We start from the raw sequence: 21,327 nt of genomic DNA on the forward strand, positions 1-21,327 counted from the left end.
CCACCGCTCTAGGACTCGGCGCGGCTGTAGACCAGCCGCTCGCCGACGCCGCCGGACCGCCACACGTCGTTGCACGCCTCGGCCATCCGGTCGAGGCCGTCGACGATCGTCGCGTAGACGTTGCCCGGAACCCAGCCGACGTCCCCGTTGAGCAGCAGGTTGTTGCGCCCGTAGAAGATCGCGAGATCGATGACGCCGGGGAGCCCGTGGATCCCCTTCTCCTCCTTGAACCGGCGGTCGAGCATGCCGCCGGCGAACGAGAAGTAGACGACGTCGCCGGGGATCGGGGTGACGGTGGGGTTCTCCAGGCCGACCTCGTCCTCGGTGAACCGCTCGACCATCGTGTAGACCTCGTTGCGCGCGTACTTGGCGTGGTAGGCGTCGCCGCCGAGGGGCAGGGAGCGCCATACGGCCTCGCACGTCCGCGGCGCGTCCTTCTCCAGCAGTTCCGCGACGCATGAGACGCCGCGGCGCTCCAGAGTGATGGTCATGAGCTTGGGCATGCTGGGACCTCCCCGTGCACAGGGGTGGGCGAGAGCGTCGCCACCCGAAGGACTCTCCGTGTTTCGGTGGGGGAGACCCCCACGGCAGTTAGAGCGCTCTGGGATCCGTCCTGGCCTTGCTTGGCAGCGGTTGCGACGGTCTTACAGCACACGATCTCTTTGCGGTGACCGGGGCTGGCGGGGCACCGCGCTGATTGTTGACAATCCTACGAACGCTTCCTAGCGTGTCAATGCCTCCCCGAGTTGCCTTCACGTAAATTCAGCACTCCCTGAAAGTGGCGCCGATGGAGCATGCCCTGCCCACACCCGCCGCGCCGCCCGACGTGGTGGTGCTCACGGGCGACGTCCAGCCGCGCGAGATGGCCGAGGCCGAGCGGCTCGGCCGCGTCCGCTACGTCCGCGAACCGCAGCTCGCGGACGCCCTGCCGGACGCCGACGTGTTCTTCATGTGGGATTTCCTGTCCGACGCGGTGGCCGGTTCGTGGCCGTCCGCGGGCGGCCCGTCCTGGGTCCACATCGCGAGCGCGGGGGTCGACCGGCTGGCCTTCCCCGCCCTCACGGAAAGTGATGTGGTTGTCACCAACTCGCGAGGCGTTTTCGACGAGCCGATCGCAGAATACGTCCTCGGCCTGGTGCTCGCGTTCGCGAAGGACCTGGGCACGACCGTCCGGCTCCAGGGGGAGCGGCGCTGGCGGCACCGCGAGACCGAGCGGATCACCGGCGCCCGCGCGCTCGTGGTCGGCACCGGGCCGATCGGCCGCGCCATCGCCCGCCGGCTGTCGGCGGCGGGCCTCGCCGTCTGCGGCGCGGGCCGCACCGCCCGCGACGGCGACCCCGACTTCGGCGTCGTGAAGTCGGTGGCGGCGCTCGGCGAGGCGCTCGCCGACGCCGACTACGTCGTGCTGGCGGCGCCGCTCACCGCGCAGACCCGCGGCATGATCGACGCCGCCGCGCTGGACCGGATGCGGCCGTCCGCCCGGCTGGTCAACGTCGGGCGCGGCGGGCTGGTCGCCGAGCCCGACCTCGTCAAGGCCCTGTCCGCCGGGCGGATCGCGGGCGCGGCGCTCGACGTCTTCGAGGACGAGCCGCTCCCGCCGTCCTCGCCGCTGTGGGACATGCCGAACGTGATCGTCTCCCCGCACATGTCCGGCGACGTCGTCGGCTGGCGGGACGAGCTGGTCCGCCTGTTCACCGAGAACCTCGGCCGCTACGTGTCCGGCCGCCCGCTGCGCAACGTCGTCGACAAGAGGCTCGGCTACGTCGGCTCGGACGACACACAGAACCAGAGGGGGGAGCCATGACCGACGCGGCCGACCTGACCGCGACAGAACTGCTGGCGGCGTACGGGGCGGGGACGCTGTCCCCGGTCGAGGCGGCCGCGGCCGTCCTCGCGCGGATCGAGCGCGACGATCCCGAGCTCAACGCGTTCTGCCTGGTCGACCCGGACACCACCCTCGACATGGCGCGCGCGTCGGCCGACCGGAGGCGGCGCGGCGCGCCGCTCGGCCCGCTGGACGGCGTGCCCGTCTCGATCAAGGACGTCTTCCTCACCCGCGGCTGGCCGACCCTGCGCGGCTCCACGACGATCGACCCGGCGGGCCCCTGGGACGAGGACTCGCCCGCCGTCGCCCGCCTCCGCGAGCAGGGCGCGGTGTTCGTCGGCAAGACCACCACGCCCGAGTTCGCCTGGAAGGGCGTCACCGACGGCCCGCTGACCGGCGTCACGCGCAACCCGTGGGACCCCGCGCGCACGCCCGGCGGGTCGAGCGGCGGCGCGGCGGCGGCCGTCGCGGCGGGCATGGCGCCGCTCGCGCTCGGCACGGACGGCGGCGGCTCGGTCCGCATCCCGGCCGCGTTCACCGGCACGTTCACGATCAAGCCGACGTACGGGCGCGTCCCGCACTACCCGGCGAGCCCGTTCGGGACGCTCGCGCACACCGGCCCGATGACCAACACCGTCGCCGAGGCGGCGCTGTTCCTCGACGCGATCTGCGGCGCGGACGGCCGGGACTGGTCGGCGCTGCCGCCGCCGGACGTCGTGTTCGCCGAGGGCGGACCGGACGACCTGACCGGCCTGCGCGTCGCGTTCAGCCCCGACCTCGGGTTCGCGCGGGTCGATCCGGAGGTCGCGGCGCCCGTCGCGGCGGCGGCCGAGGCGTTCGCCGCGCTGGGCGCGAAGGTCGAGCAGGCCGATCCGGGCTTCGCCGACCCGGTCGAGGCGTTCGAGGTGCTCTGGTTCGCGGGCGCGGCGAAGGTCGTCGAGCACCTGTCGGCGGCGGAGCGCGAGCGGCTCGACCCGGGGCTGCGGGAGATCTGCGAGCGGGGCGCGCGGTACTCGGCCGTCGACTACCTGACGGCGACGGCCCGCAGGATGGACCTCGGCCGCCTGATGGGCCTGTTCCACGAGCGCTACGACCTGCTGCTCACCCCGACGATGCCGATCGCCGCGTTCGAGGCGGGCACGGAGGTCCCGGCGGGGTCGCCGTCCCCGCGCTGGACGAGCTGGACCCCGTTCACCTACCCGTTCAACATGACGCAGCAGCCCGCCGCGAGCGTGCCCTGCGGCTTCACCTCCGGCGGCCTGCCGGTCGGCCTCCAGGTCGTCGGCGCCCGCCACGCCGACGCCCTGGTCATGGCCGCCTGCGCCGCCTACGAGCGGGCGTACCCGTGGAAGCGGTTCAGCCGAACGTGATCACGGCGCGGCCGCCGCGGTGGGCGCCCGCGTCCATCGCGGCGAGGACGCCGGGCGCGTCGTCCAGCGCGACCGGGGTGACCTCGGGGACGATCCCGTGCGCCACCGCGAACGCGAGCGTGTCGCGCAGGTCGTGCGGCGAGCCGGACGGGACGCCCATGACCCGCTGCCGGTTCATCACCAGCGCGACCGGCGGGACGGCGACGTCCTCCGCGCCCACGCCGAGGTAGAGCAGGGTTCCGCCGGGGCGCAGGCCGCCGAAGGCGGCGAGCCCGGCGGCGGTGTCGGGCGTGGTGTTGACCACCACGTCGGCGCCGCCCCAGCCGTTCAGCGCGTCGGCCGGGTCCCGCTCGGCGGTCGCGACGAACAGCTCGGCGCCCGCGTCCAGCGCGGCCTTCTCGGCGCGGCGGGAGCGCGACACGACCGCGACCCGCGCGCCCATCGCGGCGGCGAAGCGCAGGGCCATCGTCCCGACGCCGCCGGTGCCGACGACGGCGACCTTCGACCCGGCCGCCACGCCCGCCTGCCGCAGGCCGTTGAAACCGGTGATCCCGGCGCACATCAGCGGCGCGCCCGCGACCGGGTCGAGGCCCGCCGGGAGCGGGGTGACGAAACCGGCGCGGCCGACGAAGTACTCGGCGTAGCCGCCGTCCGTGGTGACCCCGGTGATCTGCTTCGGCGCGCCCGTGCACAGGATCTGGTCGCCGCGGACGCACTGGTCGCAGTGCCCGCAGGACCCGTGGATCCAGGCGGCGCCCACGGGCGTGCCGACCTCGGGCCAGTCGACGCCCTCGCCGAGCGCGGCGACCACGCCGCTGATCTCGTGCCCGGGGACGGCGGGGAACCTCGCGAACGGATAGTGGCCCTGGAACTGGCTCACCTCGGAGTAGCACATCCCGCAGGCGATGACCTTGACCAGGATCTCGCCGGGGCCGGGCTCGGGGACGTCCCGCTCGACGATCTCCAGCGGCTTGCCGGGGGAAGAAAGCACGGCGCTGCGCATGGCGCATCCCTCTCAGTCGTCAGATAGGCACCACCGCTCGTAGCGGTGGTATATCAACGACTATAGCTCTGCTAAACACGATTGCAAACGGCGCTCGGCGGAAGTCTGTAACATTGATTTCGTGACCGCTCCGAAGGACCCCGACACGCGCGACCGGATCGTCCGCGCCGCCGCGCGGCTGCTCGCCGAGGCGGGCGGCGGGGACGTCTCGACCCGCGCCGTCTGCGCCGCCGCCGGCGTCGGCGCGCCGACCCTCTACCACCACTTCGGCGACAAGGCCGGGCTGCTCGACGCCGTCGCCGCCCACGGGTTCGAGCAGTACCTCGCGAGCAAGCGCGCGCAGGCCCCGACCGGCGACCCGGTCGACGACCTGCGGCAGGGCTGGGACGTCCACGTCGAGTTCGGCCGGGCGCACCCCGAGTTCTACACGCTGATGTACGGGACGCCCCGCCGGCCGCCCATCGCGAAGGAGGCGCACGCCATCCTGCTCGGGCTGGTCGAGGCCGTCGCCCGCGCCGGGCGGCTGCGCGTGCCGGTGGACACCGCCGCCGGGATGATCAGCGCCGCCGGGGTCGGGGTCACGCTCCTGATCGTCTCCGGCGAGGGCGGCGCGGACCTCTCCAAGCGGACGCGCGAGGCGGTCCTCGCGGCGATCACCGTCCCGGCCGGGGAGGCGGGCGAAGAGGCGGCGTCGGCGTCGGCGGCCCAGCGCGCCGTGGCGCTGCGGGCCGCGCTGCGCGCCGACCCGCCGGCGCGGCTCAGCGGCCCCGAGGCCGCGCTGCTCGGCGAATGGCTCGACCGGATCGCAGCGGGCGAGCCCTAGCGGACGGCCGGGGCGCTACTCGTCGTCGGAGTCGCGCTCCAGTTCCTTCTGCCGCTTCGCCAGTTCCTTCTGCTGCTTCGTCCGGCGGCGCTTCACCCCGACGCCGCCCCAGAACGCGAAGCCCTTGACGACGACCGTGGGCGCGCCGGGCACGCCGGGGCCGCTCGCCCGCTGGTCGAAGCCGCCCATGATGCCGATGCCCTTGACGTGCACGGTCACGTCGTCCGGCACGATGATCTCGAACCCGCCCATCAGGGCGAGCGCGGTGATCGTGGTCACCGGCTCGGTGAACCGCGCCTCGCGCAGGTCGATCTTGCCGCCGCCCCAGAACGCGAACGCGCGGAACCGCTGGGGCACGTTCCACACGCCCGACCTGCGGAAACCGCTCATGACGCCGATCCCGGTCGACCAGGACGGTGCGCCCTCGACCGGCCGCCGGTCCGGGGCGCCGGACGCCGGGGCGGACGGGAGCGGGGCGGCGTCGCCGGGCGCGGGCAGGTCGCGGGTGATCGGCGCGAGGTCCGCGTAGGTCTTGGCCGCGTACACCGCGTCCAGCCGCTCGTCGAGCTCGGCGAGGGTCAGCCGCCCGTCGCCCGCCGCGTCCCGCAGCACCTGGGCGACCCGCTCGCGGTCGGCGTCACCGGCCCGCATCTCCGGCGTCCCGGACGCGCCGGAGGGCTCGGGGAGGTTCGTCATGCGCCGAGCCTAGACCGCCCCCGCACCGCCCGGCGAGCCGCTCTCCAAGCGGACGACGACCGACTTCGACGTCGGCGTGTTGCTGACGTCGGCGGTGCTGTCGAGCGGGACGAGGACGTTCGTCTCCGGGAAGTACGCCGCCGCGCAGCCCCGCGCGGTCGGGTAGGCCACGACGCGGAAGGACGGCGCCCGCCGCTCCACGCCGTCCGACCACTCGGAGACGAGGTCGACCACGGCGCCGTCGTCCACGCCGAGCGCGGCCAGGTCGTCCGGGTTGACGAACACGACGCGGCGCCCGGCCTTGATGCCGCGGTAGCGGTCGTCGAGACCGTAGATCGTGGTGTTGTACTGGTCGTGGCTCCGGACGGTCTGGAGCAGCAGCCGCCCCTCCGGGACGCGCAGCACCTCCAACTCGTTCACCGTCATGTTCGCCTTGCCGGTCGCGGTCGGGAAGCGGCGCTCGTCGCGCGGCGCGTGCGGCAGCGTGAACCCGCCCTTCTGCCGGACGCGCGCGTTGTAGCGCGCGAAGCCGGGCACGACGCGGGACACGTGGTCGCGGATCACGTCGTAGTCGCGCTCCATCGCGTCCCAGTCGATGCCCGAGCCCGGCAGCGCGGCCTTGGCCAGGCGGCACACGATCGACACCTCCGACAGCAGGTCGGCGGACGCGGGCGCGAGCCGCCCCCGGGACGCGTGCACCATGCCCATCGAGTCCTCGACGGAGACGAACTGCGTCCCGGACGCCTGCTCGTCGCGCTCGGTCCGGCCGAGCGTCGGCAGGATCAGCGCCGTGTCGCCGGTGACGGCGTGCGACCGGTTGAGCTTCGTCGACACCTGCGCGGTCAGCCGGCACGAGCGCAGCGCCGCCTCGGTCACCGCCGAGTCGGGGGTCGCGCGGACGAAGTTGCCGCCCATCCCGAGGAACACCTTCGCCCGGCCGTCGCGCATGGCGCGGATCGCGTCCACGGTGTCGAGGCCGTGCTCGCGCGGCGGCTCGAACCCGAACTCGGCGGCGAGCGCGTCCAGGAACTCCGGCTTCGGCTTCTCCCAGATGCCCATCGTCCGGTCGCCCTGGACGTTGGAGTGCCCGCGCACCGGGCAGACGCCCGCGCCGGGGCGGCCGATGTTGCCGCGCAGCAGCAGGAAGTTCACGATCTCGCGGATCGTCGGGACGGAGTTGCGGTGCTGGGTGAGGCCCATCGCCCAGCACACGATGATCCGCTTCGCGCCGAGCACGTCGCCGAGCGCCGCCGCGATCTCGCCGCGGGTGAGGCCGGTCGCCTCCAGCACGTCGTCCCAGTCCAGGCCGAGGACGTGCTCCCGGAACGCCTCGAACCCGTGGACGTGCTCGTCGAGGAATTCGTGGTCGACGGTGTCCGGCGCGTCCGATTCGAGGAGCAGCCGGTTGAGCGCCTGGAACAGGGCGAGGTCGCCGTTGAGGCGGATCTGCAGGAACCGGTCGGCGAGCGGCGTGCCGCGCCCGGCCACCCCGGACGGCCGCTGCGGGTTCTTGAACCGCATCAGCCCCGCCTCGGGCAGCGGGTTCACGGCGATGATCCGCGTCCCCGCCCTCTTCGCGTGCTCCAGCGCCGACAGCATGCGCGGGTGGTTCGTCCCCGGGTTCTGGCCCACGACGAAGATCAGGTCGGCCCGGTCCAGGTCCTCCAGCAGGACCGAGCCCTTGCCGATGCCGATCGTCTCGCTGAGCGCCGACCCGGACGACTCGTGGCACATGTTGCTGCAGTCCGGGAGGTTGTTCGTGCCGAACGCCCGGACGAAGAGCTGGTAGGCGAACGCGGCCTCGTTGCTCGTCCGGCCGGAGGTGTAGAAGACGGCCTCGTCGGGCGAGTCGAGCGCGGTCAGCTCGGAGGCGAGCAGGCGGAACGCCTCGTCCCACGGCACCGGCTCGTAGTGCTCGGACCCGGCGCGCTTCAGCATCGGCTCGGTCAGCCGCCCCTGCTGCCCGAGCCAGTGGTCGGACCGCTCCGCCAGCTCCGCGACGGTGTGCCGGGCGAAGAACTCGCGGGTGATCCGCCGGGTCGTCGCCTCCTCCGCGACGGCCTTCGCGCCGTTCTCGCAGAACTCGGCGACGTGCCGGCGGTCGCCCTCCGGCCACGCGCAGCCGGGGCAGTCGAACCCCTGCTTCTGGTTGACGCGCAGCAGCGTGAGCGCGGTGCGCGTCACGCCCATCTGGTCGTAGGACTGCCGCAGCGCGGCCGTGACGCCGGGCACGCCCGCGGCCCACTCCTTCGGCCGGGAGACCCGGAGACCGGTGTCGTCGAAGTCGTCGTCGGGCGCCTTGCGGCTCATCGCACACATCCTCGCGGTCGGCTGGGCATGCCCTACTTTCGCATGCCGCCGCACGTCACTGCGGGGGGCCTTCCGTCAGGCGGACGGGGGCGGCCGCCCGGACGCCCTGCCGGTCGGCCCATTCCAGCTGGACCACGTCCCCCGGATGGCGCGCGAGCATCAGCCCGGTGAGCGTGGCGGGCGAGTCGACGGCCTGCCCGCCGAGCCCGAGGATGACCCCGCCGACCGGGACGCCCGCGGCGTAGGCGGGCGTCCCCGGCACCACCTCGGCGACCAGCGCGCCGGGCGACCGCCCGTTGGCCCGGACCTTCACGCCGAGCAGCGCCGTCGGCCCGATGTGCACGGTGGCCGACGCCTCCCCGCGCTCGATCCGCCGCGCCACGGCGAGGGCCCGGTCGGACGGGATGGCGTAGCCGCGGTGGTCCTTCCTGCGCTCGCCGCCGTCCATCGTGAACCCCGACGACGCGGCGGTGTTGATCCCGATGACCTTCCCGGACGTGTCCAGCAGCGGCCCGCCCGAGTCGCCGGGCTTGATCGGCGCGTTCGTCTCGATCAGGCCGGTGAGCCGCTCGGACGTCCCGGTGCTGTCGTCGCGCGCGGTGACGGACTGCTCCAGCGCCGTCACCAGCCCGGTGACGACGGTGGGCGTCCCGCCCTTGCCGCCCGCGTTGCCGACCGCGGTGACCGGGTCGCCGACCGCCACGTCCGCCGCCGAGGCGAACACGGCGGGCTTCAGCCGGGACGCGTCGGTCAGCCGGATCACCGCGATGTCCCCGGCGCGGTCGTAGCCGACGACCTTCGCGGCGTAGCCCCGGCGGTTGTCGGTGTCGGTGCCCTTGATCTGGGTGGCGCCCTGGATGACGTGGTTGTTGGTCAGCACGAGGCCGTCCGCGCTGAGCACGATGCCCGTCCCGGCGGCGCGGGTGCCGTCGAGGGACTGCTCGGTCTCGATGTTGACGACGCCGGGACGGCGGCCGCTCGGCTTGGCGTGCTTGGTGGCGGTCGCGGTGCCGGGCGGCGGGGCGTCCGCCGGGCCCGCGCCCTCCGTCAGCCCGCAGCCGGGGACCAGCAGGGCCAGCAGCGCGAGCAGGAGCATCGGGATCGCGGCCCGGGCCGCGCGGCGCACGGGGTCCTCGCTCACCTCGACCTCCTCCTCGTTTCACCCAATGATTCCCGATTCCTCGGGATTAGTCCGGACGACGGCGCGGCCCGGTTCGATGGCCGAACCCGGAGCGCGCGATCGGCGCCGGGGGAGGGCATACCGACCGGTCGGTTCCTGGCAAGCTAGGGGCCGTCGGACCGAGAGCGAGGAGGCGGCGATGACCGACCGGGCGGTTCCGGAGTCCGTGGCGCCCGTCCGGCGGAGCGCGGTGGAGCGGCGCATCCTCGCCGCCGCGCTGCGGCTGTTCGCCGAGCGGGGCTTCGACGGGACGTCCGTGCAGGGCATCGTGGACGAGGCCGAGGTCACCAAGGGCGCCCTGTACCACTACTTCGACTCCAAGCACGACCTCCTCTACGAGATCCACCGCTCGCTGATCGCGCGGCAGCTCGCCGACCTCCGCGCTGTCCTGGACCGGGGGCTGCCGCCGCGCGAGGCCCTCCGCGCCGCGCTGACCGGGCTGATCGTCAGCACCGCCGAGCACATCGACGAGGCGAAGGTGTTCACCCGCGAGATGCACCGGCTGGACGACGCCCGCATGCGCTCCGTCCGCGAGGACCGCCGCCGCTACCACCTGACGTTCCGGACGCTCGTCGAGCGGGGCCGGCGCGACGGCGCGTTCGGCGGCGGCACGCCCGCCGATACGGTCACGATCGTCGCGCTCGGCATGGTGAACCAGATGCCCGCCTGGTACCGGGCGGACGGGCCGAAGCCCGCCGAGCGGCTCGCGGACGAGGTCGCCGACTTCGTCCTCGCCGGTCTGGCCTAGCGCGGCGCGCGTCCGGCGAACGCGGTGGCGGCGCCCGCGAGCAGCGCCACGGCGGCGATCGTGAGGGCCATCGGGACGGCGGTGTCCGGCCCCGCGATCCCGGCGAGCGGCGCGGCGGCCCCGCCGAGCGCGAACGTCGCGACGCCGAGCAGCGCGGACGCGCTCCCGGCGACGCGCGGCGGGCGCCCGGACAGCGCCAGCGCCGTCGCGTTCGGCCCGATGAGCCCCTCCCCGAACGCGACGAGGAACAGCGCGGGCAGCACCCCGCGCAGGCCCATGCCCGCGAGCACTGCGACGAGCAGCCCGGCCCCGCCGAGCGCCACGACGACGAGCCCGGCGGCGAGCAGCCTCCGCAGCGCCACCCGTCCGGCGAGCGTCCCGCTGAGCTGCCCGGCCGCGACGATCCCGAGGGAGTTGACGCCGAAGACGACGCTGAACTGCTGCGGGGACAGCCCGTAGATGTCCTGCAGCACGAACGGCGACCCGGAGATGTAGGTGAACAGCGCGGCGAACGCCATGCCGAGCGTGAGCGCGTACCCGACGAACGCCCGGTCGGCGGCCAGCTCGCGGAACGTCCGCGCGGTCGCGCGCAGCCCGCCCGTCTCGCGCTCCCCGGGCGGCAGCGTCTCGCGCAGCCCGAGCAGCGAGCCGAGGAACAGCGCGACCCCGATCCCGGCGAGGACGGCGAACACGCCCGGCCACGGCATCAGCCGCAGCAACTGCCCGCCGATGACCGGCGCGAGGATCGGCGCCAGCCCGTTCACCAGCATCAGCGCGGCGAAGAACTTGGCCGCCGCGACGCCGTCGTAGAGGTCCTGGACGATCGCCCGCGCGATCACGATCCCGGCCGCGCCCGCGACGCCCTGCACCAGCCGTAGCGCGATCAGCGTCTCGACGGTCGGCGCGGCGGCGCACAGCAGCGACGCGGCGGCGTAGGCGGCGAGCCCGACCAGCAGCGGGCGGCGGCGTCCGAAGGCGTCGCTGAGCGGCCCCGCGACGGCCTGCCCGACGGCCAGCCCGACGATGCACGCGGTCAGCGTGAGCTGCGTCTGCGCCGCGCCGGTCGACAGGTCCGAGGTCAGCCGGGGGAGCGCGGGCAGGTACATGTCGATCGACAGCGGCGCGAGCGCGGTCAGCGCCCCGAGCACGCCGATCAGCACCAGCCGCCGGTCCGCCGGACGGTCCTGCGAGGTCTCGGACACCGGTCCGGCCGTCTGCGTCATGGGGGGATCTCCAGATGTGGGCGAGCGCGCTACAAACCAGTAATCCAATGACACACCGTTATCTTCCACGTCAGGAAGTGAGGTGCATCACACACGCGCCGAGGTGCGACGGGTCGTGCGGCCGGAGGGCGGCCACGCCCTCCGGCCGCACGACCCGAGGAGCGAGGGGCCGTTTCCCGGGCCGCGAACGCGGAACGGGAAACGGCCCCTCGCGACCAACGGGGGTTCCAGGGGGTCGCCCCCCTGGGCTAGCAGGTCGCCCCCCTGGGCTAGAAGCCCAACCGTTGGGCTGCCGTTATCACCGCGCCGGTCAGGGTGGCCGCCGTCAGGAGCGACAGGCCGGAGAGGACGGCCCAGCGGCCGACCGTGTAGCCGACCGGGACGCGGGACGAGTCGCGTCCGCGCACCGGCCAGGGGGCGCGCAGGGGGGCCGTGCCCGGCGGGTCGGGCGGGACGTCGGCGACCGTCCCGGCGCCGTTCGCGGTGCCGTTCGCGGCCAGCCCGGTCACCCAGCCGAGCAGTTCCGCGACGTCGGCGGGCTCGGAGCCGAGGCCGGAGGCGAAGTACCGCACCTGCCCGGCGACCTGGTCGAGCGTCCGGACGGTGTTGCCGAGCCCGACGCGGCCGAGCCAGTCGCGCAGGTCGGCGTCGCCGGCGAGGCAGCGGCCGATCTCGGTGCGGGCGAGCAGGTCGGTCTTCGTGACGATGACGGCGACGCGCTTCTGCCGCCCCTGGTCGGGACGCGACCGCAGCTCGTTCAGCACCCGCTGCAGCGTGTCGGCCGGGTCCTCCTCCGACGATCCGGCGGACCGCTCGACGAACCGCCGCTCGTCGCCGGTCAGCGCCCGGCGGAGCTGCGGGAGCGCGAACGGGTCGACGACGAACAGCAGCGCCTCGCCGTGGTCGAGGTAGCGCAGCGACTCGACCTCCGTCGCGCCCGTGTAGTGCTCCCCGGCCGGGTCGAACAGGTAGAGGATGCGGCGGGCGCGGCCGGGCAGCTCGACGTCCACCATGGTGGCGAGCGGCAGCTCGGGGCCGGTCTTGGCGAGCCGCCCGCCGCGCTGGAACTCGCGGATCGCGCCCGCGTACGCCTGCGCGTGCCGCCGCTCGACGAACGCGAGCCGCCCCTCGACGGCGCGGACCCGCGCGTGCAGCGCCCGGATGCCGAGGACCATGAACGTGGTCTTCCCGGCGGCCGGGCCGCCGACGAACGGCAGCGGCTCCACCCGGACCCGCCCGATCCGCTCGGGGAGGCGCCCGCCGCAGTGCGGGCAGTAGGCGGCGAGGCGGAACCGTCCGAGCGGGACGGTCGTCGGCAGCCGCGCCCCGCACCGGCACACGTGCCGGAACGCGCCGCCCGCCCCGGGCGTGAGGCGCGGATGCCGGGCGCCGCAGCCGGGGCACTCGTACTCGGGCAGCGCGATCCGCTCGTAGCAGAACGGGTGCGGGCAGGTCTGCAGGATCCGCCCGTACATCATGAACAGGCGCTCCACGGCGGCGAGGACGAGCACGCACGCCAGCCACACGGCGAGCCCGGTCGCGGCGGCCACCCCGTAGAGGACGGTCAGCGCCAGCACGAACACGGCGGCGGGGACGGCGGCGGCGACGATCCCCGCGCACAGGCCGAGCCAGACGGGGAACAGGAAGAAGCCCCAGAAGCCGCCGAGCAGGACGCGCGTCAGCCTGACGACGACGCCCCGCGCCGTCCGGTACACCTGCGGGACGACGGTTCGGCTGATCGTCCACCAGTCGCGCCACACCTGGCCGAGCAGGTAGTGCCGGTAGGAGACCGCCGGCTCGGCGACCGGGGACGGGCCGTCCAGCGTGGACGGCGCGAGCGTCCGGCACGCGTGCAGGTAGTAGAGGCCGAGGGCGGCGGCGCCGGCGGCGACGAGCGTCCCGGCGAACAGGACCGGGAACACGTACATGAACCCGAGCCACATGGCGGCGGCCCACACGGCGATCAGCAGGACGGCGATGACGGGGTTCACCGGCTCACCGCCCGCCTTCGGCGAGGAGGTCGCGCAGCGCGGCGCGCAGCTCGGGGCTGCGCGCGAGGTGCGCGTCGAGCTGCTTCGCGGCGAGCCAGCGCCCGGCGGCGGTCCGCGTCCACGCCTCCAGGCCCGGGTCGCGCGCGCCGCGCGCCCGCAGCCGCAGGACGACCTCGACCAGCTCGTTGCGCCGCTCCACGTCGGCGGGGCGCAGCGGGGCGCGGCCGGCGCGGGCGCGGCCGGGCAGGTCGGCGGTCCACCGCGCGCCGAGCCGGGCGCGGACGGGCGCGGGCAGGGCGGCGAGCAGCTCCGCGCGGAACGCCGGGGGCCGCTCGGCCAGCCGCCGCGCGGCGCCGACGAACGCCTCCCCGGCGAGCTGCGGGGTGGCGCCCGCGTCCGCGATCTCCGCCAGGGCGCGCGCGGCGCGTCCCGGGCCCGCGGTGATCGCCGCCGCGTACGCCTGGACGGCGGCGGCGTCGCGCCCGGCGCGGCCGTCCGGCAGCAGCTCGCGGACGCGTCCGGCGAGCCGGAGCGCGGCGGGCTCGGCGAGCCGGTCGCCGCCGGGGAAGGCGAGCCTCGTCAGCGTCCGGGACGGCAGCCCGGCGAGCGCGGGATGCGCGGCGAGCGCGGCGCCGTGCGCGTCCAGCAGCGCGGCGCACTCGTCGGCGGTCGGCGGCGACGCCCACACCTCGCGGAGGGGGCGGTCGAGGTCGGCGCCGTCCAGCCGGAGCAGCTCGCCGGTGACGGGGACGCGGCGCGCCGGGTCGCGGCGCCCGACGGACGCCAGCACGGCGCACGCCACGCCGGGCGCGGCGCGGGCGAGCCCGGCGCGCTCGTACAGGATGTCGCAGTTCGCGGGCGTGAGCACCGCCGCCCGCTCGCGCTCCCCGGCGTCGGCGAGGCCGGCGAGCACGCCGCCGAGCAGGGCGCCGCGCAACCCGTCCGGGCAGCGGGACAGCGCCGCGCCGAGGTCGGCCGCGCCGTGCCGCGCGCCGCGCGCCGCCCCGGCGGCGACCCGCGCGGCGTCGAGCGGCAGCCCGGCCCGGTCCGCGACGCTCGCGGCGGCGGCGACCGCCGACAGGTCGCGGGCCGTGGCCAGCGCGTCCGAGATCCGGTCGGCGACGCGCACCGCGCACTGCCGCGCGACCTCCGCCGCGCCCGCCCGCCGCGCCCGCTCGTGCACGGCGAGCGCCAGGTCGAGCCCCATGGACGGGACGCCCGGCACGAGATCGCGCCACACCCACTCGGGGATCCCGGACCCGCGCCGCGACAGCAGCTCCGCCGCCGCGCCCTCCTCGTCCGGCGTGACGGTCGCGTCGCCCCGGCACAGCGCGAGCAGCGCGCCCGCGCCCTCCCGCGCCGGGTCGCTCGGCGGGGCCAGCGCGCCGAGGGCGTCCAGCCCGCCGAAGTCGGCGGCGCGCCAGCACCCGGCGACGGTGCGGGCGAAGCGGCTCGCCGCCCCGTCCGGGACGCGCCCGCCGAGCCGGAACGCGCGGGCGTGCGACGCGCGGTGCCGCACCGCCGCCCAGATCGCCGGGGTGGTGCCGACGAGGCGCTGCGCGGCGCCGTCCGGGTCGCCGGTGTAGGTGACGAACGACAGCCGCGCCGCCGCCGCGACCGGCAGCGAGTACGACACGACCGCGATCCACCGCGCGATCAGCTCGACGTCGTCGGCGACGAGCACGACCCGGCCGTGGCCCCGGCCGAGGACGTCGGCGACCGCGTCCACGAGGTGCGCGAGCAGCGCGTACGGGTCGCCGGGACACGACGCGAGCCAGCCGGCGAGGGCCTCCGGGTCGAGCGCCGCGCCCGGCGTCAGCTCGTCCAGGGGGGCGAGGACGCCCTCCGGCGCGGGACGCTGCGTCCAGTGCGGGGCGTGCCACAGCTCGGCGGGCCGCAGCCCCTCCAGCTCGTCCGGCTCGGCGACGACCGCGTGCGCGAAGAAGTTGCCGAACCGGCCCGAGTAGTCGCGGCCGAGGTAGCGGCAGCGCAGCAGCAGCGAGCGGCCGTCCACCTGGTCGTAGAGCAGCGACACGGGGAACTCGCCCAGCTCCGCGTCGCCCGGCGACGGCGGCGCGTCCGGCGGCGGCCGGTACGACAGGTAGGGCGTCACCCCGGCCCGGACGCCGTCCGGCAGCCCCGGCGTCTCGGCGACGAACTGGAACCCGGCCCGCCCGGTCGGGCCGCGCCGCGCCGACGTGTAGTGCAGCTGCCAGGCCATCGCTAGGCGTCCCCGGAGCGGACGCCGTCGAGCATCCCGAACCGGTACAGCAGCCAGAGCAGCGGGTCCTCGGCCCGGTGGGGGCGGACGCCGCCCGCGCCGACGCGGTCGCCGTCCGGGACGCCGCCGAGCGCCGACAGCCCGAACAGCGCGTGCTCGGCGTACTGCTGCCCGAGGTAGGTGTCGAGCTGCCCGGCCTGCCAGTCGTGCAGCAGCGCGCGGACCTGCTCGTTCACCGCGTCCCTGTCGTCCAGGTCGAGGACGCCCTGCCCGGACCGGGACCGGTGCAGCGCCGACTGCCTGAGCAGCCCCGGACGCAGCACGTCGATCTTGGTGAGCGCGACCGCGACCGGGACGGGCAGCGGCTCGCCGGGGCGCGTCCCGTGCCGCTGCCGCAGCGCGTCCGTCACGCGGGCGATGACGTCGAGCGGCTCGCTACCCGGGTCCTCCCCGGCGCCGCGCGGCGCGGGCACGGCCTCGCGGACGCCCGCCCGCGCGCCGGGCAGCTCCAGCGGGTCGACGAGGAAGACGATCGCGTCGGCCGCCTCCAGGTACCGCAGGTGCAGGTCGGTGACCTCCCGGCTGCGCAGGTCCTCGCCCGCGGTATCGAACAGGACGAGCGCGAGCGAGTCGTTGCGGGGCCGCGCGAAGCGCCCCCGGCGGGTGCGGGTCAGCAGGTAGACGAGGGGCTCGCGGGGTCCGGTGGCCGCGCTCGCCGTCGTCGGCAGCAGCCGCCGCTCCTCCAGCAGCGGGCGCGCGAAGTCGCGCTTGTACCGCTCGATGGTGCGGTCGTCGCAGGCGACGAGGGAGGCGTCCAGCTCCGTCCCGACCCGGTTCATCAGCTCGTGCAGCAGGACGGCGATGTAGGTGCTCTTGCCCGCGTTCTTCGCGCCGACGAGCGCGACGATCCGGCCCGGCGAGTCGCAGTAGGCGGACGGCAGCGGGTTGTGGCACTCCGGGCAGGCCCGGTTGCCGGTCGGCACCCCGCAGCCGGGGCAGTCCGCGCGGCCCCGCTGCCCGGACGAGCGGCCGGGCGCGGCGAACACCGGCGGCAGCGACGCGCCCGCCGTCGAGCCCGTGTACTCGGCGAGGGCCTCGTCCAGGACGGGCGCGCAGCCCTTGCGCCGCCCGGCCTGCCCCCGGCAGCGGAACAGGATCCGCGGCGGCGCGACGGACGCGAAGCAGTACGGGCACGTCACGCCCTTCCTCGACGCGCCCCGTCCGGAGGCGCGCTGCCCGGAGGCGATGCGCGGGATCGCCACGCGGGCGAGCGGCTTCGTCATCACGGCACCCGCAGCCGGCGGACGGGCGGGTCGCTCAGCTCGACGACCTCGTCGTCGGCGAAGCAGCGCAGCCAGTACGGGCCGGGCGCGTCCGGCGCCGCGAGGGACAGCTCGCCGGGCACGGGCACCTGCTCCCACGCGCCGAGCGTCTCCCCGTCGGCGGCGCGGTGCGGCATGACCCGCCCGGCGCGCAGCACCAGCGACAGCCGCGCCACCCGCAGCGGGCGGGACGAGGTGAGCCTGATCGTCAGCGACCGCCGCCACGGCGGCCCCGCCCGCAGCACGTCGTAGCGGACGATCGCGCGGGCCGCGACCGCGGCGCTCACCGGCGGGCCGGTCACCCGGGCGCCGCCGACGGTCCCGGCCGCGGCGACCGTCAGCTCGACCGGCGCGTCCTCCGGGGCGGGCACCCGGACGCCGCCCTGCGTGTCGTAGGCCGCGCGGGTCACCACCGCCTCCGCCGGCGGCTCGCCCATCCGGATCGCCTCCCCGCCGACCCGGTAGGCGAGCGCGACCTCGGCGACGTCCGGCGGCCAGTCGAACCCGACGTGCACGTGGTCGCCGCGCCGCTCGGCGACGAGGCGGCGCGGCGGCGGCAGGTTCACGTGGTGGTGGTAGCCGCCGATGGCGGCCGTGTCCTCGGCGACGGACACCGCGAGCAGCCAGCCGCTCGCCCCCGGCCGGACGTCCAGCCCGCCGGGGACGGGCGCGCACGCCAGCCGCCGCGTCTCGCGCCGCACCTCCGCCAGCGGGACGAGCGCGCTGCGCGGCCACGGCGGCGGCGTCTCGGACAGCACCAGCTCGGCCGTCCCGTTGCCCGGCGGGGCGAACCGGACGCGGACGAGGCCCGGGTCGTCCGGGGCGGTCTCGGCGGTCAGCTCGAACACCGGCTCGGGCGGCGCGGTCGGCGTCACCGAGGCGGCCACGCCGTCGGTGACGGTCTCGGCGCCCGCGCCGTCGACGTAGACGGCGGAGATCCGGTAGTGCAGGGTGCGGCCGTTCGGGACGCGCTCGCGGAACCCGTCGCGCCCGCCGGGGACGGGCGTCCCGTCCCGGACGACGACGACCCTGGCGGCCTCGGGCGGGCACCGCCACCGGCCGGTGACCTGGCCGTCCCCGGCGACGAGCACGACCTCGGCGGGCTCGGGGCGCACGACCACCGGCTCCGCGACCGTGGGCGCGGCGGCGGCGTCGCCGCGCGCCGCCACGACCGCGTAGTACAGCGGGACGTTCACCGGCGGCCGCCGGTCGCGCGTCCCGGCGACGGGCGCGCCGTCCCGCGCGTCGCGCGGCGGCCGCCCCTCCCGCCGCACCGCGTGGTAGGTCACCTCGCCCTCGGCGGACGGCGACGGCTCGAACGACAGCCGGACGGCGGGCCCGTCCGCGTCCGCGTCGACGTCGGCGCGCACCGCCGGGACGGGACGCGGCGGCAGCCGCCGCTGGTGCGCCCGCGCCCCCGGCAGGTCGCGGACGAGCCGCAGCGCGTCGTCGAGCAGCCGGTACGCGCGGTCGGGGTCGGGCTCGGCGGCGGCGGACTCGCGCAGCCGCAGCGCGGTGTCGAGCCGGTGCCGCGCCTCGGCGGCGAGCACCTCGTCCTCGGGCGGGGCGGCGTCCCCGGCGGCCCGGGGCGCGGCCGGGCGCGGGACGTTCGCCGCGTCGGCGAGCTCCGCCGCCGCGTACACCTCGCCCGCGTCGAGCAGGGCGCGCAGGCGCCCGGCGAGGCCGCCGCCGCCCGCCGGTCCCGTCTCCCGGACGACCGCGAACACCAGGCGCCGCGCGTCGCCCTCGTCGATCCCGAGGTCCCCGGTCGCGAAGCGGAGCAGCGCGCGGTCCGAGGCGCGCTGGCGGAGCCGCTCGCGGAGCCGGTCGACCACGTCGAACAGCACCAGCGCCGACAGGTCGGCCCCCGACCGCAGCGCGGCGAGGACGGTGTCGGCGTGCGTCGTGCTCGTGTCGCGTCCCCGGCGCGCCCACTCGGCGCCGACGGCGGCGACCGCGTCCGCGTCGAGCCGGGGCCCGCCGGGCGCGGCGAAGCCGTCCAGCAGCCGGACCGGGCCGGTGTGCCGGGCGCCGAACACGAACGCCGCGAGGTGCCGGTCGCCGAGGACGTCCAGCGACTCGCGCACCTTCCGGTAGGCGGGGTAGGGCGCGGCGGCGGGCAGCGGGTCAGGCTCGCGGACCGCGACGCCGTCGGCGGCGGCGACCCGCTCCAGCTCGGCGCGCGGCACCCCGCAGGTGCGGGCGATGCCCTCGATCTCGGCGGGCGTCGCCATCCGCGGCGCCCCGGCGGCGTCGGCGAGCCGGGCGCGGGCCTCGGCGGCCCGCCGCTCGGCGCGCTCGCGGCCGCCGCGCAGCCGCGCCGACAGCGGCCGCAGGTCGCCGCGCTCGGCGGCGGCGAACAGCGCCGCCAGCTCGCGGTGCTCGGCCTCCAGGCGGTCGATCAGCTTGCGGTACTTCAGCTGGCCGCGGGCCCGCCGCCAGCACTGCCGCACCTGCCTGACCCGCGCCGCGACCGACTCCGCGGTGAGCGGGTCGGCCAGCGCGTACCGGACGCGCAGGTCCTCGGGAGGCTGGTCGCCCGCGGCCCGCGCGGGCTCCAGCACCTCCCGCCGGTAGTCGTCGTCGAACGCCACGGGCGCCTCCCGGCTCAGCTCACCTGGACCCGGGAGAGGGCCTTCCGGGAGCGCTCGACCTCCTCCTCGGACATGCCGCCGACGTCCACCTTCAGCTCAAGCCGCTCGCCGGTCTCCTTCTCCACCGCCGTGACGTTCAGCAGCCCGGACGAGTCGAGCTCGAACGTCACCCGGATCGGCCAGCCCGCCTTCTTGCCGTGCGGGACGCGGATCTCCCCGGTGGCGATCTCGTTGTTGTCGGGCAGCTCGGCGGACTCCACCACCCCGGCCTGCTCCATGACCCGGATGTCGGCGGACGCCTGGTCGTCGTAGACGGTGAAGAAGTCCTCGGTCCGCGCGGCGGGCAGCGCGTCGTTGGTGTGGACGAGGTGCGCGACGCCCTCCGCGCCGCTCTCCCGGTCGACCACCACGATCCCGAACGCGTGCGAGGCGACCGTCTTGATCTGCCGCCCGGCGATCTGCTTCTGCTGCTCGGCCGACAGCCCCGCGCGGTTCGCCATCTCCACGGCCCGCTCGGCCGCGCCCTCCCGGACGAGCCGCCGGTAGGTCTCCTCGAACGCGTACAGGGCCGCGCCCTTGGCGACCGCGAGGTCGGGGTCCTGGAGGCGGGGCGCGAGGCCGAGCTCGGTCTCCAGCCGCGCCGCGACCACCGGCATCTTCGTGGACCCGCCGACGAGGACGAGGTCGTCGTAGTCGTCCACGCCCTTCTCCGCGGCGGTGGCCAGCGTCCGGCCGGTGATCTCCACGGTCCGGTCGAGGAGGTCCTTGGTCAGCTCCTCCAGCTTCTCGCGCGTCACCTCGACGGCGGCGACCCGCCCGGCGTGCATGACCCGGACGGTGTGCGAGGTCCGCGTGGTGAGGGCCTTCTTCGCGTCCTCGGCGTCGCGGCGGAGCTGCTGCTCGGTCTGCTTGTCGTCCAGCGGGTCGCCCGCGCCCGGGTGCTCGGCGCGGAACCGCTCGGCGAGGTGCTCGACGAGCCGCGCGTCCCAGTCGGCGCCGCCGAGCTCGTGGTCGCCGTCGGTGCACACCACCTCGATGTGGCCGCCGCGCAGCGAGATGACGGTGGTGTCGAACGTCCCGCCGCCGAGGTCGTAGACGAGGATCGTCCGGTCGGCGTCGGGGTTCAGCACGCCGTAGGTGATCGCGGCGGCGATCGGCTCGGACACGATGTCGATGACGTTCAGCCCCGCGATCCGCCCCGCCTTGCGGGTGGCGTCGCGCTCGGCCGCGCCGAAGTAGGCCGGGACGGTGATCACCACGTCCCTGGCCTCCTCGCCGGTCGTGGTGCGCGCGTCCGTCGCGAGCTTCAGCAGGATGAACGCCGACAGCTCCTCGGGCGTGAAGTCGATCCCGTGGATGGGACGCGTCACGTCCCGGCCCATGTCGCGTTTGATGAGGCTGACGACGTTGTCGGGCTCCAGGACCGCGGTGTCCTTCGCGGTGGCGCCGACGACGACGTTCTCGCCGCTCTCGAAGTACACGACCGACGGGGTGGTGTCGGTGCCCTCCAGGTTCCGCAGGACCGCCGGGCGCCCCACGTCGTCGATGGAGGCAATGCAGGAGTACGTGGTTCCCAGGTCGATCCCGTAGACAGCCATGTCCCTCTCACCCATCGGTGTTCGTCGTCGTCTCGCCGCCGCCCGTCCCGCGGCGGGCCGGACCCGAGCCGTTCGCGGCGTGCTCCGCCGCCGCGTCCTCCTCCGCGTCCCCTCCGGTGCGCCGCGCCGCGTCCGCCGACAGCCGCCCGACGCCGACCTCCGCCTTGCGCAGCACCTTCCCGCCCCGCTCGAACCCGTCGGACTCGACGGCCGTGACCGTGTCGGCCCGCAGCGGGTCGTCGACGGGCGTGACCGCGACCGGGCGGTGCCGGGACGCGTCGTAGGGCTGCCCCGGCTCCACCGTGAACCGCTCGACGCCGAGCCGCGCCAGCGCGTCCGCGACGTCGTCGGCGACCGCCGCGAGCAGCAGCGCCGTCCGGTGCCGGTCGGGCGGGTCGGGCGGGTCGGCGGGGCCCGGCGCGG

The 21,327-nt window shown here is 76.0% G+C and carries 16 protein-coding genes; 4 read left to right on the forward strand and 12 right to left on the reverse strand.

From position 1 onward, the window contains the following. Window positions 1-8: 8 nt before the first annotated feature. A complete protein-coding gene (locus ACH01S_RS13085; protein ID WP_218010241.1) occupies window positions 9-491 on the reverse strand; it encodes a DUF3830 family protein in 483 nt (160 codons plus the stop codon). Between the two features lie 296 nt (window positions 492-787). Between ACH01S_RS13085 and ACH01S_RS13090 the strand changes: the two genes are divergently transcribed. Beyond that, a complete protein-coding gene (locus ACH01S_RS13090; protein WP_148344595.1) occupies window positions 788-1,804 on the forward strand; it encodes a D-2-hydroxyacid dehydrogenase in 1,017 nt (338 codons plus the stop codon). After that, complete coding sequence (locus tag ACH01S_RS13095; RefSeq protein ID WP_067890061.1) at window positions 1,801-3,195, forward strand: amidase; 1,395 nt, start codon at window positions 1,801-1,803, stop codon at window positions 3,193-3,195. Before ACH01S_RS13090 ends, ACH01S_RS13095 begins: the two co-directional genes overlap by 4 nt. Here the strand turns inward: ACH01S_RS13095 and ACH01S_RS13100 are convergent. Beyond that, window positions 3,182-4,198: an alcohol dehydrogenase catalytic domain-containing protein gene (locus ACH01S_RS13100; protein ID WP_067890064.1), complete on the reverse strand. Its 1,017-nt coding sequence runs from the start codon at window positions 4,196-4,198 to the stop codon at window positions 3,182-3,184. The genes ACH01S_RS13095 and ACH01S_RS13100 overlap by 14 nt on opposite strands. 121 nt (window positions 4,199-4,319) lie before the next feature. Here ACH01S_RS13100 and ACH01S_RS13105 point away from each other — a divergent pair, with 121 nt between their 5' ends. Beyond that, a complete protein-coding gene (locus tag ACH01S_RS13105) occupies window positions 4,320-5,021 on the forward strand; it encodes a TetR/AcrR family transcriptional regulator (RefSeq protein WP_067890067.1) in 702 nt (233 codons plus the stop codon). A gap of 15 nt (window positions 5,022-5,036) precedes the next feature. Here ACH01S_RS13105 and ACH01S_RS13110 read toward each other — a convergent pair whose 3' ends face one another. The 3 genes from ACH01S_RS13110 to ACH01S_RS13120 are packed head-to-tail and all read right to left on the reverse strand — an operon-like array spanning window position 5,037 to window position 9,168. Continuing rightward, window positions 5,037-5,717: a DUF1707 SHOCT-like domain-containing protein gene (locus ACH01S_RS13110; RefSeq protein ID WP_067890069.1), complete on the reverse strand. Its 681-nt coding sequence runs from the start codon at window positions 5,715-5,717 to the stop codon at window positions 5,037-5,039. Between the two features lie 9 nt (window positions 5,718-5,726). Then, window positions 5,727-8,027, reverse strand: a complete 2,301-nt coding sequence (locus tag ACH01S_RS13115; protein ID WP_067890071.1) for an FdhF/YdeP family oxidoreductase — start codon at window positions 8,025-8,027, stop codon at window positions 5,727-5,729. A 55-nt stretch (window positions 8,028-8,082) separates the two neighbouring features. After that, complete coding sequence (locus ACH01S_RS13120) at window positions 8,083-9,168, reverse strand: S1C family serine protease (protein WP_083980634.1); 1,086 nt, start codon at window positions 9,166-9,168, stop codon at window positions 8,083-8,085. 178 nt (window positions 9,169-9,346) lie between these two features. Here ACH01S_RS13120 and ACH01S_RS13125 point away from each other — a divergent pair, with 178 nt between their 5' ends. Then, window positions 9,347-9,955 (forward strand): TetR/AcrR family transcriptional regulator, encoded by a 609-nt coding sequence (locus ACH01S_RS13125; protein WP_067890073.1) that lies wholly within the window; start codon window positions 9,347-9,349, stop codon window positions 9,953-9,955. Here ACH01S_RS13125 and ACH01S_RS13130 read toward each other — a convergent pair. The 7 genes from ACH01S_RS13130 to grpE form a co-directional block, all read right to left on the reverse strand. Beyond that, complete coding sequence (locus ACH01S_RS13130) at window positions 9,952-11,178, reverse strand: multidrug effflux MFS transporter (RefSeq protein ID WP_067890075.1); 1,227 nt, start codon at window positions 11,176-11,178, stop codon at window positions 9,952-9,954. The genes ACH01S_RS13125 and ACH01S_RS13130 overlap by 4 nt on opposite strands. A gap of 269 nt (window positions 11,179-11,447) precedes the next feature. Next, window positions 11,448-13,169 carry a TRAFAC clade GTPase domain-containing protein gene (locus ACH01S_RS13135; RefSeq protein WP_067890078.1) on the reverse strand — a complete coding sequence of 574 codons (1,722 nt, stop codon included), beginning with the start codon at window positions 13,167-13,169 and terminating at the stop codon, window positions 11,448-11,450. Window positions 13,170-13,173: 4 nt separating this feature from the next. Continuing rightward, the gene (locus ACH01S_RS13140; RefSeq protein WP_067890081.1) at window positions 13,174-15,390 is read right to left on the reverse strand and encodes a GAP1-N2 domain-containing protein; all 2,217 of its coding nucleotides are present in this window, start codon (window positions 15,388-15,390) and stop codon (window positions 13,174-13,176) included. 2 nt (window positions 15,391-15,392) lie between these two features. Beyond that, the gene (locus tag ACH01S_RS13145; RefSeq protein WP_222869215.1) at window positions 15,393-16,673 is read right to left on the reverse strand and encodes a TRAFAC clade GTPase domain-containing protein; all 1,281 of its coding nucleotides are present in this window, start codon (window positions 16,671-16,673) and stop codon (window positions 15,393-15,395) included. Continuing rightward, entirely contained in the window at window positions 16,673-19,306 is a 2,634-nt protein-coding gene (locus ACH01S_RS13150) for a SaeA-related protein (RefSeq protein WP_067890083.1), read from the reverse strand. Before ACH01S_RS13150 ends, ACH01S_RS13145 begins: the two co-directional genes overlap by 1 nt. A gap of 14 nt (window positions 19,307-19,320) precedes the next feature. Next, on the reverse strand, window positions 19,321-20,904 hold the full coding sequence (locus tag ACH01S_RS13155) for an Hsp70 family protein (RefSeq protein WP_067890084.1): 1,584 nt from the start codon (window positions 20,902-20,904) through the stop codon (window positions 19,321-19,323). Between the two features lie 7 nt (window positions 20,905-20,911). Next, window positions 20,912-21,327 (reverse strand): nucleotide exchange factor GrpE (gene grpE, locus ACH01S_RS13160; protein WP_083980635.1); only part of this gene is annotated, 416 nt, incomplete at its 5' end.

The organism is Actinomadura chibensis NBRC 106107 (assembly GCF_001552135.1).
GTDB classification, from domain to species: Bacteria; Actinomycetota; Actinomycetes; order Streptosporangiales; family Streptosporangiaceae; genus Spirillospora; species Spirillospora chibensis.